We start from the raw sequence: 14767 nt of genomic DNA on the forward strand, positions 1-14767 counted from the left end.
CGCCCCGTGCCCACCGGACCGAGCGAGGTACCCGCCCGTGACCAAGCCGACCGCCCACGGCCACCGCGCCCCGCGCGAACCGGTGCGCCTCCTGGCCCGCACCGCGCGCGGGGCCGCCGCCGGCGCCGCGGCCGCGCTCCTGCTGCTGGTCGTCGCGTGCACCACGGGCGGCGGCGCCCAGCCGCGCCCCTCGGCGCAGGGGGCGAGCGGCCCGGCGGTCCGGCCGCCCGAGCCTGGCGCGGTCTTCGACTACCAGATCGGCGGCCCCTACCGCCCGGCGAAGACGGTGGCCGCCGTCGCCCGGGACCGGAGCGCCGACCCCGCCGACGGCCTCTACAACATCTGCTACGTCAACGCCTACCAGGCCCAGCCCGGCGCGGAGACCGACTGGTGGCACAAGCACCACCCGGAGCTGCTGCTCCGGGGTGTCGACGGCGGGCTGGTGATCGACGAGGACTGGGACGAGCCGCTGCTCGACATCTCCACCCCCGCCCGGCGCGCGGCCCTGATGAAGGTGGTCGGCCCCTGGATCGACGGCTGCGCCGAGTCGGGCTACGACGCGGTCGAGCCCGACAACCTCGACTCCTGGACCCGGTCGGAGGGGCAGCTCACGGCGGACGACGCGGTCGCCTTCGCCCGGCTGCTGACCGACCGGGGCCACGCCCGGGGCCTGGCCGTCGCCCAGAAGAACACGGCCGAACTCCTGGACGCGCGCGACCGGACCGGTTTCGACTTCGCGGTGGCCGAGGAGTGCGCCCGCTACGACGAGTGCGCGGCCTACCTGACGGCGTACCAGGGGCGGGTGTTCGCGGTCGAGTACCGGGGGCGCGACTTCACGGCGGCCTGCCGGGCCTGGGCCGGGAAGCTGTCCGTCACCCTGCGGGACCGGGAGGTGCGCCCCGCGGGCGAGCAGGGCCACCTCCGCCGCACCTGCTGAGAGCGCACCCCCCGCGCCCCCTTGCTACACGACCCCCTGCGCCAGCATCGCGTCCGCGACCCGTTCGAAGCCCGCGATATTGGCGCCCGTCACATAGTCGCCCGGCGCGCCGTAGCGTTCGGCGGTCTCGTGGCAGACGCGGTGGATGTCGGCCATGATCCGGGCCAGTTCGCCCGCCACGTGCTCCTCGGTCCAGGAGTCGCGCGCCGCGTTCTGCCGCATCTCCAGGGCGCTCACCGCGACCCCGCCCGCGTTGGCCGCCTTGCCGGGGCCGAAGGCGACGCCCGCCTCCTGGAAGACGCGGACCGCCTCCGGGGTGCAGGGCATGTTGGCGCCCTCGGAGACGGCGCGGACCCCGCCGCGCACCAGCTCCCGGGCGGCGTCCGCGTCGAGTTCGTTCTGGGTGGCGGAGGGGAAGGCGATGTCGGCGGTCACGTCCCAGACCCGGCCGCCGGGCACGAAGCGGGCGGAGGAGCCGCGCCGCTCGGCGTAGTCGCTCACCCGGCCGCGCTCCACCTCCTTGACCTGGCGCAGCAGTTCGGTGTCGACGCCCTTCTCGTCCACCACATAGCCCTGCGAGTCGGAGCAGGTGACGGGGTGGGCGCCGAGGGCGGCGAGCTTCTCGATGGTGTGCACGGCGACGTTCCCGGAGCCGGAGACCACGGCGGTGAGCCCGGCCAGGTCCTCGCCGCGCCGGGCCAGCATCTCGGCGGCGAACAGCACACTGCCGTGGCCGGTGGCGGCGGCGCGGCCCTGGGAGCCGCCCCAGGCGGTGCCCTTGCCGGTGAGGACGCCGGCCTCCCAGCGGTTGGTGATCCGCCGGTACTGGCCGAAGAGGTAGCCGATCTCCCGGCCGCCGACGCCGATGTCCCCGGCGGGCACATCGGTGTGTTCGCCGATGTGGCGGTGGAGTTCGGTCATGAAGGACTGGCAGAAGCGCATGACCTCGTGGTCGGAGCGGCCGCGCGGGTCGAAGTCGCTGCCGCCCTTGCCGCCGCCGATGCCGAGCCCGGTCAGCGCGTTCTTGAAGATCTGCTCGAAGCCGAGGAACTTGACCACCCCGAGGTCGACCGAGGGGTGGAAGCGCAGGCCGCCCTTGTAGGGGCCGAGGGCGCTGTTGAACTCCACCCGGAAGCCGCGGTTGACGTGCACCGTGCCCCGGTCGTCCTGCCAGGGCACCCGGAAGACGATCTGCCGCTCGGGTTCGACGAGGCGTTCGACGAGGCCGGGCTCCGCGTACTCGGGGCGTGCCTCGAAGACCGGGCCGAGGCTTTCGATCACCTCGTGGGCGGCCTGGTGGAACTCCGGTTCGCCGGGGTTGCGGCGCACCAGCTCCGCGTACAGTCCGGCCAGGCGCTCCCTCGGGGCTGCGTTTGCCACGGCGTCTCCCTTCCCGCCGGCGGCCGGCTCGCTGCCGGGTCCGGGCGGTGCTCGGTGGTCGGTCGTCCGGGTGCGGTCGCCGGCGGGGAGTACGGCGCGCCCGTCCCCCGCGTTCACCTGCCCGTCCCGCGCGGCGGCCACCTCCGCGTACCGCATGGTGGTCACCGCGCCGCCCCCGTGCGTGCCCGCCACGCACCGAGGGAGAGGCGGCCCGGGCCGCCTCTCCCGGGCCGTGTCTGACACATCCCGCCGGGCGGGATGTGTCAGACACGGCCTCGGACGCTACCAGCCGCTCCGGGCTCAGCCCCGGGCGCCCGCCTCGCGGTGCAGGAGTGCGGTCAGCACCCCGGTCAGCTCCCGGGCCGGGTCGGCGACGGGGCCCTGGGCACGCCAGGCGACGAAGCCGTCGGGGCGCACCAGCAGGGCGCCGTCCCCGGTGACGCCGTGCGCCTCGGCCCAGTCGGCGCCGTCCTCGGTGACCAGGTCGGCGTCCTCGCCGGTGCCGAGGGAGTGGACGGCGAGGGGGACGCCGAGCCGGCGGGCGGCCTCGGCGCCCCCGTTCTGCCAGTCGGCCGCGGCCGTCGTGCCGGTGCCGGTCAGCAGGACGAGTTCGCGCTCGTACAGGTCGAGGGTGGACAGCGGGCGCTGCTGGCCGGGGCGGCGGAGCCACAGGTGCGGGGCCCGGCTGCCGGGCTCGCCGCGCAGTTCGGACTCCTCGGGCACCACGGGGAGCGCGGGGTCGGTGCCGAGCACGGCGCCGTCGCGGTAGCGGTAGCCGACGGCCACGGCGAGCATGCCGCGCTGCTTGCCGCCGCCGCCCGGCCCGGGGGCGTAGCCGGGGTGGCTGTGCTCGCGGGAGCGGGCGGAGGCGCGGGCGCTGGTGGCCACGGCGACGGGCCGGCGTTCGCGTTCATAGGTGCCGAGCAGTCCGGGCCCGGCCGTGCCGGCGAGGACGGCGGCGAGCTTCCAGGCGAGGTTGTGGGCGTCCTGGATGCCGGTGTTGGAGCCGAAGGCGCCGGTCGGGGACATCTCGTGGGCCGAGTCGCCGGCGAGGAAGACCCGGCCGTCGGCGTAGCGGTCGGCGACGCGTTCGGCGGCGTGCCAGGGCGAGCGGCCGGTGATCTCGACGTCGAGGCCGGGGTCGCCGGCGGCCCGGCGGATGTGCGCGACGAGGCGTTCGTCGGTGAAGTCCTCCAGCTTCTCGCCCTGTTCGGGCTGCCAGGGGGCGTGGAAGACCCACTGCTCGGCGTTGTCGACGGGCAGCAGGGCACCGTCGCCGCCGGGCTCGGTGAGGTAGCAGACGATGAACCGCCGGTCCCCCACGATCGCGGCCATCCCCCGGGAGCGGAAGGTGACGCTGACGTTGTGGAAGAGGTCGCCGGGGCCGGAGTGGCCGATGCCCAGCTGCTCGCGGACGGGGCTGCGCGGGCCGTCGGCGGCGACCAGGTAGTCGGCGCGCACGACGAGGTGCCGGCCGCTCTCCCGGTCCTCGACGACGGCGGTGACGCCGTCGGCGTCCTGTTCGAAGGAGAGCAGCTCGGTGGCGAAGCGAAGGTCGCCGCCGAGCTTGCGGGCGTGGTCGAGGAGGACGGGCTCCAGGTCGTTCTGGCTGCACACGCACCAGGCGGCGGGGCTGACCCGGGCGGAGCCGTCGGCGGTCTGGACGCCCTGGACGAGCCATTCGTCGTCGCCCGCGGTCAGGGTCCGGGCCTGGAGGATGCCGTGGTTGCCGGTGAGGAGATGGGCCGCGTCGAGGATCGCGTCGTCGATACCGGCGGTACGGAACAGCTCCATGGTGCGGAGGTTGTTGCCGCGGCCGCGCGGATGGCGCGAGGTGCTCGCGTGGCGTTCGACGAGCAGGTGCTCGACACCGAGTCTGCCGAGGAAGAGAGAGGTGGACAGGCCCACCAGGGAGCCGCCCACCACCAGGACCGGAACACGTACGTCGGGGGCTTGCTGCATCTGTGGCTCCTGACGGGCCGCGGGGAGGGGGAACGACGTTTCCATGCCCCCGCACGGGGCGTTCCCTCGCCTCTTCACCCGGCTGGTTCACACATCTCGCGCCACCCGTGGTAGCGGCCGAGGATCGGATACGGACCGCCACAGTGCGTGCACGCGACAACGGCCCGTGCGCAGCCGCTCAGGACCGGGTTCGTTCTCCGACCCGGGTGGCGACACCTCACAGTCTAGGAGAGGCGTGACCATGACGACGCTGTCCGAACGCATATCCCAGTCCGCCTTCGACGGCTCCCGGCTGCGCGTGGTGCTGCTGCTGGACCTCCACGACGGCGCGCAGCAGGAGTTCCTCGACGCCTACGAGCACATGCGCCACCAGGTGGCCTCGATCCCCGGTCACATCAGCGACCAGCTCTGCCAGTCCATCGAGAACCCCTCGCAGTGGCTGATCACCAGCGAGTGGGAGAGCGCCCCGCCGTTCCTCGCCTGGGTGAACAGCGAGGCGCACCTGGACACGGTCAAGCCGCTGCACAACTGCGTGCGCGACACCCGTTCCTTCCGCTACAGCGTGCTCCGCGAGACGGACGGGGTGAACGCCCCGGCCCCGGACCACCGGCGTCCGGCCCTGCAGGCCGAGCCCCGGGTCGGTGACGGTGTGGTGCGCCACGCGCTCACCTTCACCGTGAAGCCCGGCAGCGAGTCGCAGGTCGCCCAGATCCTCGCGCACTACGCGTCCCCCGCCGCCCGGGTCGACGAGACGACCCGGCTGCGCCGCACCTCCCTGTTCATGCACGGCAACCGGGTCGTGCGGACGGTCGAGGTGCAGGGCGACCTGATGGCCGCGCTGCGGCACGTCGCCCGGCAGCCCGAGGTGCGGGCGGTCGAGGAGGCCCTGAACCCCTTCCTGGAGCAGGACCGCGACCTCGACGACCCGCAGTCGGCGCGGACCTTCTTCACCCGCGCGGCCCTGCCCTCCGTGCACCATCTGGCGACGCACGGCACCCCCCGCCGGGAGGTCGAGCGGCACGCGCTGTTCTACCCGGCCAAGGAGGGCTGCGGCATGGCGCTCGCCAGGCTGCTGGCCCGTCAGGACGAGGCGGCCGCGGACGACCCGAGCGGTCTCGTCGACAGCAGCACGGTCTTCCACCGCGACGACATCGTGGTGCGCCTGGTCGACGCCCGCGGTCCGCTGGACGCCGACCCGCTGCTCGCCGTCGGGGCGCGCGGCCCCCGCAAGGCGGCCGTACTGGCCCGTCTGATCGACCTCGGCGCGCTCGGCCTGGACGCCTCGGCGGCCGGCGCCGACCTGGCGGCGCGGCTGCTGCGCTCCGCCGACATGCGGCTGGTCACCGACCGCCGCGCCGTCTGACCGTCCCCTCGGGGTGCGCGGCCCCTGATCCGCCGCACACCCCCTCGCCGCACCGCCGCGTTCCGCCGCCGTGCGCCCGCGCGGGCCGCCGCGCGCCGTTCGAGGCCCCACCGCCCTTCACGGAGGAAACAGTCATGAGCACCAAGCACCGCATCGTCGACCTCGGCGAGACCGAGCCCAACCGCAGGCGCGGAGGCGACCTGCGCGCCCTGCTCACGCCCACCGCCGTGGGCGCGACCAGCGGCTTCATGGGCCTCGCGCTCGTCGAGCCCGGCGACCGGATCGGCGAGCACTACCACCCGTACTCCGAGGAGTTCGTGTACGTGGTCGCCGGGGAGCTGGAGGTCGACCTGGACGGGGAGACCCATGCGATCCGCACCGACCAGGGCCTGCTGATCCCGCCGTATGTGCGGCACCGGTTCCGCAACGTCGGCTCGACCGAGGCCCGGATGGTCTTCCACCTCGGCCCGCTCGCGCCGCGTCCGGAGCTGGGGCACGTCGACACCGAGGAGACCGTCCGGCCCGAGGACGCGGCGGCCCAGCCCACGGGGGCGGTTTCGTGAACCGACGTGTGGCGGTGACCGGCGTCGGCATCGTCGCACCCGGTGGCGTGGGTGCCCCGGCGTTCTGGGACCTGCTCGCGGCCGGCCGGACCGCGACGCGGGGCATCACCCTCTTCGATCCGGCCGGATTCCGCTCCCGGATCGCCGCCGAGGTCGACTTCGACCCCGCGGTGCACGGACTGGAGGCGCAGACCCTCCAACGGGCCGACCGCTATGTGCAGTTCGCCATGGTCGCCGCCCGCGAGGCGCTGGCCGACGCGGGACTGGACATGGAGCGCGAGGACCCGTGGCGGGTCGGGGTGTCGATGGGCACCGCGGTCGGCGGGACGACCCGGCTGGAGCAGGACTACGTGAAGGTGAGCGCCTCCGGGCGGCGCTGGGACGTGGACCACAGCGAGGCCGCGCCGCATCTGCACCGCGCGTTCTCGCCCAGCGCCCTCGCCTCCGAGGTGGCCGAGCAGACCGGGGCGCACGGCCCGGTGCAGACCGTCTCCACGGGCTGCACCTCGGGGCTGGACGCCATCGGGTACGCCTTCCAGGCCATCGAGGACGGCCGGGTGGACGTGTGCGTCGCCGGCGCCTCGGACTCGCCGATCTCGCCCATCACCGTGGCGTGCTTCGACGCGATCCGGGCGACCTCGGCGAACAACGACGACCCCGAGCACGCCTCCCGGCCCTTCGACGCCCGGCGCGACGGCTTCGTGATGGGCGAGGGCGGCGCGGTCCTGGTGCTGGAGGAGCTGGAGCACGCCCGGGCGCGCGGCGCCACGGTGTACTGCGAGATCGGCGGCTACGCCACCTTCGGCAACGCGCACCACATGACCGGTCTGACCCGTGAGGGCCTGGAGATGGCCCGCGCGATCGACCACGCGCTGGACCACGCCCGTCTCGACGGGTCGGACGTCGACTACGTCAACGCCCACGGCTCCGGCACCCAGCAGAACGACCGGCACGAGACGGCCGCCGTCAAGCGGTCCCTCGGGCAGCACGCCTACGACGTCCCGATGAGCTCCATCAAGTCCATGGTGGGGCACTCGCTGGGCGCGATCGGCGCCATCGAGATCGTCGCCTGTGTGCTGGCGCTGGCCCACCAGGCGGTGCCGCCGACGGCGAACTACGAGAAGCCCGACCCGGAGTGCGACCTCGACTACGTGCCGGGCGCCGCGCGGGCGGCGAAGCTGCGGAACGTGCTGTCCGTGGGCAGCGGCTTCGGCGGCTTCCAGTCCGCGGTGGTGCTGACCCGACCAGGTGGGAGTAGCGCATGAGCACCGAGGAGAACCGTCGTCCGGTGGTGACCGGCATCGGTGTCGTCGCCCCCGGCGGCATCGGTACGGACGCCTTCTGGAAGGCCGCCGTGGAGGGTGTCAGCTCGCTGGACCGGGTGACCCGCGAGGGCTGCGGGCATCTGCCGCTGCGGGTCGCGGGTGAGGTCCGCGGCTTCGACGCCGAGTCGCTGGTCGAGGAGCGGTACCTGGTCCAGACGGACCGGTTCAGCCACTTCGCGATGGCCGCGGCCGACATGGCGCTGGCGGACGCCCGCGTCCCGGCGGCCACGGACGCCTCCGATCCGTACGCGGTGGGCGTGGTGACCGCGGCCGGCTCCGGGGGCGGCGAGTTCGGCCAGCGGGAGCTGCAGCGCCTGTGGGGTCAGGGCTCCACCTATGTGGGCCCGTACCAGTCGATCGCCTGGTTCTACGCGGCGAGCACCGGCCAGATCTCCATCCGGGGCGGCTTCAAGGGCCCCTGCGGGGTGGTCGCGAGCGACGAGGCGGGCGGTCTGGACGCCCTCGCGCACGCGGCGTCGGCGGTGCGCCGGGGCACGGACACGGTGGTCGTCGGCTCGGCGGAGGCGCCCCTCGCGCCGTACTCGGTCGTCTGCCAGCTCGGCTACCGCGAGCTGAGCTGCGTCGAGGAGCCCGAGCGCGCCTACCGGCCGTTCACGGCGCACGCCTGCGGCTTCGTGCCCGCCGAGGGCGGGGCGATGCTGGTCGTCGAGGCCGAGGCGGCGGCCCGCCGGCGGGGCGCGCAGGTGCGGGCCGAACTGGCCGGGCACGCGGCCACGTTCACCGGCGCCTCCCGCTGGGAGGAGTCCCGCGAGGGCCTGGCCCACGCGATCCGGGGGGCCCTGCGGGCGGCCCGCTGCGCGCCAGAGGAGATCGACGTGGTCTTCGCGGACGCCCTCGGACTGCCGGACGCGGACCGGGCCGAGGCCCTGGCCCTGACCGACGCGCTGGGCCCGCGCGGCTCCCGGGTGCCGGTCACGGCGCCCAAGACGGGCACCGGCCGGGCCTACTGCGGCGCCCCGGTGCTGGACACCGCGGCCGCGGTGCTGGCGCTGGAGCACGGCGTCGTCCCGCCGACCCCGCATGTGCACGAGGTCTGCCACGACATCGACCTGGTCACCGGTTCGGCGCGCCCCGCCGAGCTGCGCACGGCCCTGGTGCTCAGCCGGGGGCTGATGGGCTCCAACGCGGCGCTCGTGGTGCGCCGCGCGGACGCGCCGGCCACCTGAGAACGACTCCCGCCGGGGCGCGTGCCCCGGCGGGCGGACAAGGAGGACCCCATGACCGAACGACTCACCGTCACCGAACTGTCGGCCCTGATGAAGAAGGGCGCCGGCATCACCGTCGACGCGGCCGTGATGGACCGCGACCCCGACACCCCCTTCGAGGTCTACGGCCTCGACTCGCTGGGGCTGCTCGGCATCGTCGGCGAACTGGAGAACCGGTACGGCCGGGCGCTGCCGCCCGACGCCGACCGCTGCAAGACCCCCCGCGAGTTCCTCGACCTCGTGAACGACTCTCTGATGGCAGGAGCCTGACATGTCCGGGCACACCGAGAACGAGATCCTCATCGACGCCCCCCTGGACCTGGTCTGGGACGTCACCAACGACATCGACAACTGGCCGCAGCTCTTCACCGAGTACGCCTCGGTGGAGGTGCTGGAGCGGGACGGCGACCGGACGGTGTTCCGGCTGACCATGTACCCGGACGAGAACGGCAAGGTCTGGAGCTGGGTCTCCGAGCGCGAGGCCGACCGGGCCGCCCTGAGCGTCCGCGCCAAGCGCGTCGAGACCGGTCCCTTCCAGTACATGAACATCCGCTGGACGTACACCGAGACGCCCGAGGGCGTGCGGATGCACTGGACGCAGGACTTCGCGATGAAGCCGGACGCGCCCGTCGACGACGAGTGGATGACCGACAACATCAACCGCAACTCGCGCGTGCAGATGGGTCTCATCCGCGACCGCATCGAGCAGCAGGCCCGCAGCGGCCGCGAGACCGCCCCGGTGAGCCGGGGCTGAATCGCACCCGATCCGCCCCGATCCGACGGCCCCGAAGGGACGCCCCGATGCACCACGCACTGATCGTCGCCCGTATGGCACCCGGTTCGGCACCGGACATCGCCCAGGTCTTCGCCGACTCCGACAGCGGTGAGCTGCCGCACCTCGTCGGGGTCCGGCGGCGGAGCCTGTTCCACTTCGGCGACGACCTGTACATGCACCTGATCGAGTCGGACCGGCCGCCCGGCCCGGCCATCGCCAAGGTGACCGAGCACATCGCCTTCCGCGACGTCAGCGAACGGCTCGCGGCCTACGTCAGCCCGTACGACCCTCAGACCTGGCGGAGTCCGAAGGACGCGATGGCCACGCAGTTCTACAGCTGGCAGAGCGAACCGGGCCGCTGACCCCGGTCAGGGAGCACGGCACGGCAGCACGAGCACGGCACGGCAGACGACGGAGGCCGGACCCGCAGGGCGCGGGTCCGGCCTCCGCCGTCGGTGCGCGCATCCGTCAGGCGGGGACGGTGCTCTCGAAGGCGTGCAGATAGGCGTTGACCGGGCGGACCTCGCCGAGCACCAGGCCCGCCTCGGTCATCCGGGCGGCCATGCTCGCCCGGGTGTGCTTGGCGCCGCCCACGTTCAGCAGCAGCATCAGGTCCATCGCGGTGGTGAACCGCATCGACGGGGAGTCGTCGACCAGGTTCTCGATGACGACCACGCGGGCGCCGGGGCGGGCGGCCGCGATGACGTTGCCCAGGGTCCGGCGGGTGGACTCGTCGTCCCACTCCAGGATGTTCTTGATGATGTACACATCGGCCTCGACGGGGACCTCGCGGCGGCAGTCGCCGGCGACGATCCGCGCGCGGTCGGCGAGCGCCCCGCCCTCGCGCAGCCGGGGGTCGGCGTTCTGCGCGACGCCCGGCAGGTCGAGGAGGGTGCCGCGCAGGCCGGGGTGCTTCTCCAGCAGGCTGGCGAGCACATGGCCCTGGCCGCCGCCGATGTCGGCGACGGTGGCCGCGCCGGTGAGGTCCAGGAGGTCGGCGACGTCCCGGGCGGACTGGACGCTGGAGGTGGTCATCGCGCGGTTGAAGACGTGCGCGGACTCGGGGGCGTCCTCGTGGAGGTAGGGGAAGAACTCCTTCCCGAACAGGCCCTCGAAGACACTGTCGCCGGTGCGCACGGCCTCGTCCAGCTTGGGCCAGGCCGCCCAGGTCCACGGCTCGGTGCACCAGAGCGCGATCGCGCGGAGGCTGTGGGGGTCGTCCTCGCGGAGCCGGCGGGACATGTCGGTGTGGACGAAGCGCCCGTCGGGCTCCTCGGCGAAGACGCCGTAGCAGGTCAGGGCCCGCAGCAGGCGGCGCAGGGCTCTGGGGTCGGCCTTCACGGCGGCGCCGAGGGCCTCGGCGTCCTGGGGGGTGTCCTCCAGGGCGTCGGCGACGCCGAGGCGGGCGGCGGCGCGCACGGCGGCGGCGCAGGCGGCCCCGAAGACCAGTTCGCGCAGGCGCATGGCGTCACGGGGCGGGGTGGTTGCGGTGGTCATGCCGTCTCGTTTCTGGTTGTCGGTCAGCACAGGCCGGCGGGCTCGGAGACGTTGCACACATTGGCGTCGAAGCGGTTGCCGGTACCGGCCGTGTCGCGGTTGGCGAGGTCGGCGGAGCCGTTGCCGAGGACCACGTTGCCGCGGACGACGTTGCCGGTGCCGGGGACGCCGACGACGCTCTTGAACAGGACGACACCGCCGGAGAACGGGGAGTCGCCGACGTTGTTCCAGATCGTGTTGGACTCGACGAGGGTGTCCTCGGTGCCGGTCAGCACGATGCCCGCGCCCTGGATCCGGGGCAGCCGCGCGGTGGCCGGGCAGGAGCGGTTGTTGGCGACGATCCGGTTGTCACGGACCGTCAGGGCGCCCGCGCGGGGCTTGGACTCGTCGCCGACCAGGAAGAGGCCCGCGCAGTTGTCGGTGATGTGGTTGTCCTCGACGGTCAGGTTCCGCACCCGGCGCACGGTGGCGCCGATCCGGTTGCCCGACATGTCGTTGCCGCGGACGCGGGTGCCGAGGGTGTCGGTGGCGCCGGCCTCCTCGGTGACGGTGTTGGCGACGAAGATGCCCGCGTCGCCGTTGCCGCTCACCGAGTTGCCGGACAGGTCGGAGCGGGTGGAGCGCTCCTGGGCGATGCCCCAGGTCCCGTTGTCGTCCGAGCTGACCTGGCGGACCGCCAGGCGGTCCGTCCACAGCGCCCAGACGCCGCTCTTGGCGTACCCGGACAGTGACAGGGAGCGCAGGGTCACTCCCTCGACCGGCTCGGCCTCGGTGCCCTGGACGCAGATGCCGTTGCCGGCCGCGGCGCAGGAGTCGGCGGCGGCCTTCCCCGTCTTGGTCGGCGCGCCCGGGGCGGGCAGCAGCTTGGTGGCCTCGCCCGCGCCGCGCAGGGTGATGCCCGAGGTGGTGATGCGGACGCTCTCCCGGTAGGTGCCGGGCGCGATCCGGACGGTGTCGCCGGGCTTCGCCGCGTCCACGGCCGCCTGGATGGAGTCGCCAGGGGCCACGTGGAGGGTGGTGGCGGCGGATGCGGCGGGGGCGGTCAGGCCGAGGCCGGAGGCGGCGAGGAGGACTGCGCAACCGAGCAGGGGGATTTGTCGTTTCGTCATAATCCGAAGCTATGTGCCGGATCGGGTGATTCGCACTGAAGCGCCGCGTGTGCGGTGTCGTGTCGCCCGCGACGCGTCCCCGGGCAGCGCAATGCCCGTCCGCCTCCCGGGGGCGTCGCCGGGGCTCTCCGCGGGGCTCTCCGCCCCCGGGGCGACTCGTCCGGGGCACGAGTCCCGAGGACCTATCGTGTACGCCATGACTGCCGCGCCGACTGCCGCGCCCGAGCGGATCCGCATCGTCTCCCGCTCCTCCCCCATGGCCCTCGCCCAAGTGGAGCGCGTCCGCGCCGAACTGGCGGCCCGTCACCCCGGCATCGCCACGGAGGTCGTCCCGGTGACGACCACCGGGGACCGCTGGATGGGCGACCTGTCGCTGGTCGAGGGCAAGGGCGCGTTCACCAAGGAGGTGGACGCGGCGCTGCTGGCGGGCGAGGCGGACCTCGCGGTGCACTGCGTCAAGGACATCCCGGCCGACCGCCCGCTGCCGGCCGGCACGGTGTTCGCCGCGTTCCTGAAGCGGGACGACATCCGGGACGCCCTCGTCCACCCGGGCGGGCTGACCCTGGACGAGCTGCCCGCCGGCTCCCGGATCGGCACCTCCTCCGTCCGCCGCAGCGCCCAGCTCGCCGCCTCGCACCCGCACCTGGAGTGCGTGCCGATGCGGGGCAACGCCAACCGCCGCTTGGAGAAGCTGGCGGCGGGCGAGGCGGACGCGCTGCTGCTGGCGGTCTCCGGCCTCGAACGCATCGGCCGGACGGATGTGATCAGCCAGGTGCTGCCGGTGGAGACGATGTGCCCGCCGATCGGCGCGGGCGTCCTCGCCCTCCAGTGCCGCGCGGGCGACGAGGCGGTGATCGACGTGGTCAGCGGTCTCGGCGATCCGGACACCTACCGCGAGACGACGGCCGAGCGGATGTTCCTGCACGTCCTCCAGGGCCACTGCAACAGCCCGATCGCCGGCTACGCGCGGGCCGAGGGCAACGGCGACCTGTCCCTGCGGGCGAAGGTCTTCACCCCGGACGGCAAGACGGTCCTCAACGCCCACGAGTGGGCGGGCCGCCTCGACCCGGCCACCCTGGGCACCTCGGTGGCGGTGGCCCTGCTGCGGCAGGGGGCACGCGAGCTGATCGACGGGATCGCGCACTAGGGAGTGTCCGGCGGGTCAGGGCCGGGTTCCGCCCGAAAGGGGGGCGGACGAGTCCGACCCGAGCAGACGAGCACGGCCGATCCGGCCGGACCTCACGACAAACGGTTGCCCCTGTCCACCAACTGGTTGAGGGGACCGTCCGTCAGGGTCGCGTGCTGGTCCGTCACGACGGGCAACCGGGACAGCGCCGCAGGCTCGATGAGTTGCGTTTGGCCGAGGACCGCCGCCTGGTCCCAGTAGATGTGCTCGCTCGCAATCAGGGAGCCCTCGAAAGTCACGACGGCGATCACGGCGACGCCGACGGGACGCCCGGTCGGGTCCACCCCCGGAAGGATCCAGGGCACGTGGGAGTCGTGGGTGAAGGTGACCAGCATCTCATCGACGATGCGGTCGCGTCCTGTGGTGCGGCTCAGCGATGTGATCGCCAGGTCCCGGGGATTGTGTCCTACGAACAGTCGGGCGTAGAAGTCCTGGACGGCCGGCCTGCCGCGGGCACCCATGGCGGTGGGCACATGGAGCACCTCGGGTGAGTCGGTCATCGTGGCCATGGTCGCGTCGACATCGAGCGTGACGAACTCGTTGCTGGTGTGGAGCTCCCAGATGCGCTCCCGGTCCTGGGCGGCGGTCATGAGCAGCCTCCTCGAGGTCAGATCGCTCACCGCCGATCCTTCACCGTCCCGGCGCCCCGCACGACTGGAACGCGCCGGGCGGAGCCGACCGTGTCGAGCGGATCACCCGGCGCGGCCCGCGCCCGCCGGTCCCGACCCGGCCAACAGACTCCGGACGATGTGAGCGGCCCGGCCCGGACGGCGGTTGGTGGTCACCGGCCGGTCCGGACCGTGGTCCTACTGCCGCTCCTACTCCTCGAAGTAGGCGTCGAGGACGGCGTCGAGCCCGGTCTCCCACTCCTGGAGACGGCTCCGGGAGTCCGCCTGGACCTCCGCGTTGAACCAGCGGGCGGCCGCGACGTGGACGGTCACGGTGAAGCGGCGGCCGAAGCGGGGCAGCGAGATCTCGACGGCGCGGACCTCGTCCCAGCGGAAGTCGGCCTCCTGGTCGTCGAGGCGGAAGACGATGCCGGCGCGGTCGGCGGTGATCGAGCCGCGCCGGTCGCGGGCCTCGAAGGACGGGCCGTCGGCGGCGGACTCCCCGTCGCCGTCGTCCGCGCCGTCCGCGGATTCCCCGGCGGGCTCGCCCGAGTCCTCGCGATCCTCGGCGTCCGGGGCGGCGTCGTCCGTCACCTCGTCGCCGTCCGCCGGCTCGGGGAGGGAGTCGGCCTCCGCCAGGTCCTTGTCGGCCGTGCCGGCCTTCTCGGACTGCTCGGCCCCCTCGGCCTTCTCGGCGGTCGGCTTCGCGGCCGTCGGCATGCCGACGAGGGGCACGAACGACGGGTCCGTACCGGCGGCGAACTCGGGCTGGGCGTTCGGTTCTATGCGCTGCTCCACGGCGGGCAGTATGGACGACGAACCTGTCAGAGGCCAAT

15 protein-coding genes are annotated in these 14767 nt (G+C 73.7%); 9 read left to right on the forward strand and 6 right to left on the reverse strand.

The features are described from left to right. The first annotated feature begins 37 nt into the window (after nucleotides 1–37). Complete coding sequence (locus ABZ457_RS02450; protein WP_359153009.1) at nucleotides 38–937, forward strand: endo alpha-1,4 polygalactosaminidase; 900 nt, start codon at nucleotides 38–40, stop codon at nucleotides 935–937. Nucleotides 938–961: 24 nt separating this feature from the next. Here the strand turns inward: ABZ457_RS02450 and gdhA are convergent, their stop codons facing one another. Both gdhA and ABZ457_RS02460 read right to left on the reverse strand, forming a co-directional pair. After that, nucleotides 962–2317 (reverse strand): NADP-specific glutamate dehydrogenase, encoded by a 1356-nt coding sequence (gene gdhA, locus ABZ457_RS02455; RefSeq protein ID WP_359153011.1) that lies wholly within the window; start codon nucleotides 2315–2317, stop codon nucleotides 962–964. Between the two features lie 300 nt (nucleotides 2318–2617). Continuing rightward, a complete protein-coding gene (locus tag ABZ457_RS02460; RefSeq protein WP_359153013.1) occupies nucleotides 2618–4279 on the reverse strand; it encodes an FAD-dependent monooxygenase in 1662 nt (553 codons plus the stop codon). A 241-nt stretch (nucleotides 4280–4520) separates the two neighbouring features. On the opposite strand from ABZ457_RS02460, the gene ABZ457_RS02465 reads away from it, so the two are divergent. The 7 genes from ABZ457_RS02465 (at nucleotide 4521) to ABZ457_RS02495 (ending at nucleotide 9893) form a co-directional block, all read left to right on the forward strand. Next, nucleotides 4521–5642 carry a SchA/CurD-like domain-containing protein gene (locus tag ABZ457_RS02465; RefSeq protein ID WP_359153015.1) on the forward strand — a complete coding sequence of 374 codons (1122 nt, stop codon included), beginning with the start codon at nucleotides 4521–4523 and terminating at the stop codon, nucleotides 5640–5642. Between the two features lie 134 nt (nucleotides 5643–5776). After that, entirely contained in the window at nucleotides 5777–6205 is a 429-nt protein-coding gene (locus ABZ457_RS02470; RefSeq protein WP_018848005.1) for a cupin domain-containing protein, read from the forward strand. Then, on the forward strand, nucleotides 6202–7470 hold the full coding sequence (locus ABZ457_RS02475) for a beta-ketoacyl-[acyl-carrier-protein] synthase family protein (protein WP_359153018.1): 1269 nt from the start codon (nucleotides 6202–6204) through the stop codon (nucleotides 7468–7470). The genes ABZ457_RS02470 and ABZ457_RS02475 overlap by 4 nt, the downstream gene beginning before the upstream one ends. Then, nucleotides 7467–8717 carry a beta-ketoacyl synthase N-terminal-like domain-containing protein gene (locus ABZ457_RS02480; RefSeq protein ID WP_359153020.1) on the forward strand — a complete coding sequence of 417 codons (1251 nt, stop codon included), beginning with the start codon at nucleotides 7467–7469 and terminating at the stop codon, nucleotides 8715–8717. Before ABZ457_RS02475 ends, ABZ457_RS02480 begins: the two co-directional genes overlap by 4 nt. A 51-nt stretch (nucleotides 8718–8768) precedes the next feature. Then, the gene (locus ABZ457_RS02485; protein WP_359153022.1) at nucleotides 8769–9026 is read left to right on the forward strand and encodes an acyl carrier protein; all 258 of its coding nucleotides are present in this window, start codon (nucleotides 8769–8771) and stop codon (nucleotides 9024–9026) included. A gap of 1 nt (nucleotide 9027) precedes the next feature. Then, a complete protein-coding gene (locus tag ABZ457_RS02490; protein ID WP_359153024.1) occupies nucleotides 9028–9510 on the forward strand; it encodes an SRPBCC family protein in 483 nt (160 codons plus the stop codon). A 47-nt stretch (nucleotides 9511–9557) separates the two neighbouring features. Continuing rightward, entirely contained in the window at nucleotides 9558–9893 is a 336-nt protein-coding gene (locus tag ABZ457_RS02495) for a TcmI family type II polyketide cyclase (protein ID WP_359153026.1), read from the forward strand. Nucleotides 9894–9999: 106 nt separating this feature from the next. On the opposite strand, the gene ABZ457_RS02500 is transcribed toward ABZ457_RS02495, so the two are convergent. Both ABZ457_RS02500 and ABZ457_RS02505 read right to left on the reverse strand, forming a co-directional pair. Beyond that, complete coding sequence (locus tag ABZ457_RS02500; RefSeq protein ID WP_359153028.1) at nucleotides 10000–11028, reverse strand: methyltransferase; 1029 nt, start codon at nucleotides 11026–11028, stop codon at nucleotides 10000–10002. 23 nt (nucleotides 11029–11051) lie between these two features. Next, complete coding sequence (locus tag ABZ457_RS02505) at nucleotides 11052–12137, reverse strand: right-handed parallel beta-helix repeat-containing protein (protein ID WP_359153030.1); 1086 nt, start codon at nucleotides 12135–12137, stop codon at nucleotides 11052–11054. Nucleotides 12138–12333: 196 nt separating this feature from the next. Between ABZ457_RS02505 and hemC the strand changes: the two genes are divergently transcribed. Beyond that, nucleotides 12334–13284, forward strand: coding sequence for a hydroxymethylbilane synthase (gene hemC, locus ABZ457_RS02510; RefSeq protein ID WP_359153032.1), 951 nt, complete (start codon nucleotides 12334–12336; stop codon nucleotides 13282–13284). Between the two features lie 92 nt (nucleotides 13285–13376). On the opposite strand, the gene ABZ457_RS02515 is transcribed toward hemC, so the two are convergent. Both ABZ457_RS02515 and ABZ457_RS02520 read right to left on the reverse strand, forming a co-directional pair. Beyond that, complete coding sequence (locus ABZ457_RS02515) at nucleotides 13377–13943, reverse strand: nuclear transport factor 2 family protein (protein ID WP_359153034.1); 567 nt, start codon at nucleotides 13941–13943, stop codon at nucleotides 13377–13379. A 198-nt stretch (nucleotides 13944–14141) separates the two neighbouring features. Beyond that, a complete protein-coding gene (locus ABZ457_RS02520) occupies nucleotides 14142–14729 on the reverse strand; it encodes a hypothetical protein (protein ID WP_359153036.1) in 588 nt (195 codons plus the stop codon). Nucleotides 14730–14767: the final 38 nt, after the last annotated feature.

Source organism: Streptomyces sp. NPDC005805, assembly GCF_040630445.1.
Classification (GTDB): domain Bacteria; phylum Actinomycetota; class Actinomycetes; order Streptomycetales; family Streptomycetaceae; genus Streptomyces.

Excerpts from the sequence above, each read along its gene's own strand:
- ABZ457_RS02480 (WP_359153020.1), top strand. The coding sequence starts at position 7,467 with ATGAGCACCGAGGAGAACCGTCGTCCGGTGGTGACCGGCATCGGTGTC.
- ABZ457_RS02495 (WP_359153026.1), top strand. The coding sequence starts at position 9,558 with ATGCACCACGCACTGATCGTCGCCCGTATGGCACCCGGTTCGGCACCG.
- ABZ457_RS02465 (WP_359153015.1), top strand. The coding sequence starts at position 4,521 with ATGACGACGCTGTCCGAACGCATATCCCAGTCCGCCTTCGACGGCTCC.
- ABZ457_RS02500 (WP_359153028.1), bottom strand. The coding sequence starts at position 11,028 with ATGACCACCGCAACCACCCCGCCCCGTGACGCCATGCGCCTGCGCGAA.
- ABZ457_RS02460 (WP_359153013.1), bottom strand. The coding sequence starts at position 4,279 with ATGCAGCAAGCCCCCGACGTACGTGTTCCGGTCCTGGTGGTGGGCGGC.
- ABZ457_RS02490 (WP_359153024.1), top strand. The coding sequence starts at position 9,028 with ATGTCCGGGCACACCGAGAACGAGATCCTCATCGACGCCCCCCTGGAC.
- ABZ457_RS02505 (WP_359153030.1), bottom strand. The coding sequence starts at position 12,137 with ATGACGAAACGACAAATCCCCCTGCTCGGTTGCGCAGTCCTCCTCGCC.
- ABZ457_RS02485 (WP_359153022.1), top strand. The coding sequence starts at position 8,769 with ATGACCGAACGACTCACCGTCACCGAACTGTCGGCCCTGATGAAGAAG.
- hemC (WP_359153032.1), top strand. The coding sequence starts at position 12,334 with ATGACTGCCGCGCCGACTGCCGCGCCCGAGCGGATCCGCATCGTCTCC.
- ABZ457_RS02470 (WP_018848005.1), top strand. The coding sequence starts at position 5,777 with ATGAGCACCAAGCACCGCATCGTCGACCTCGGCGAGACCGAGCCCAAC.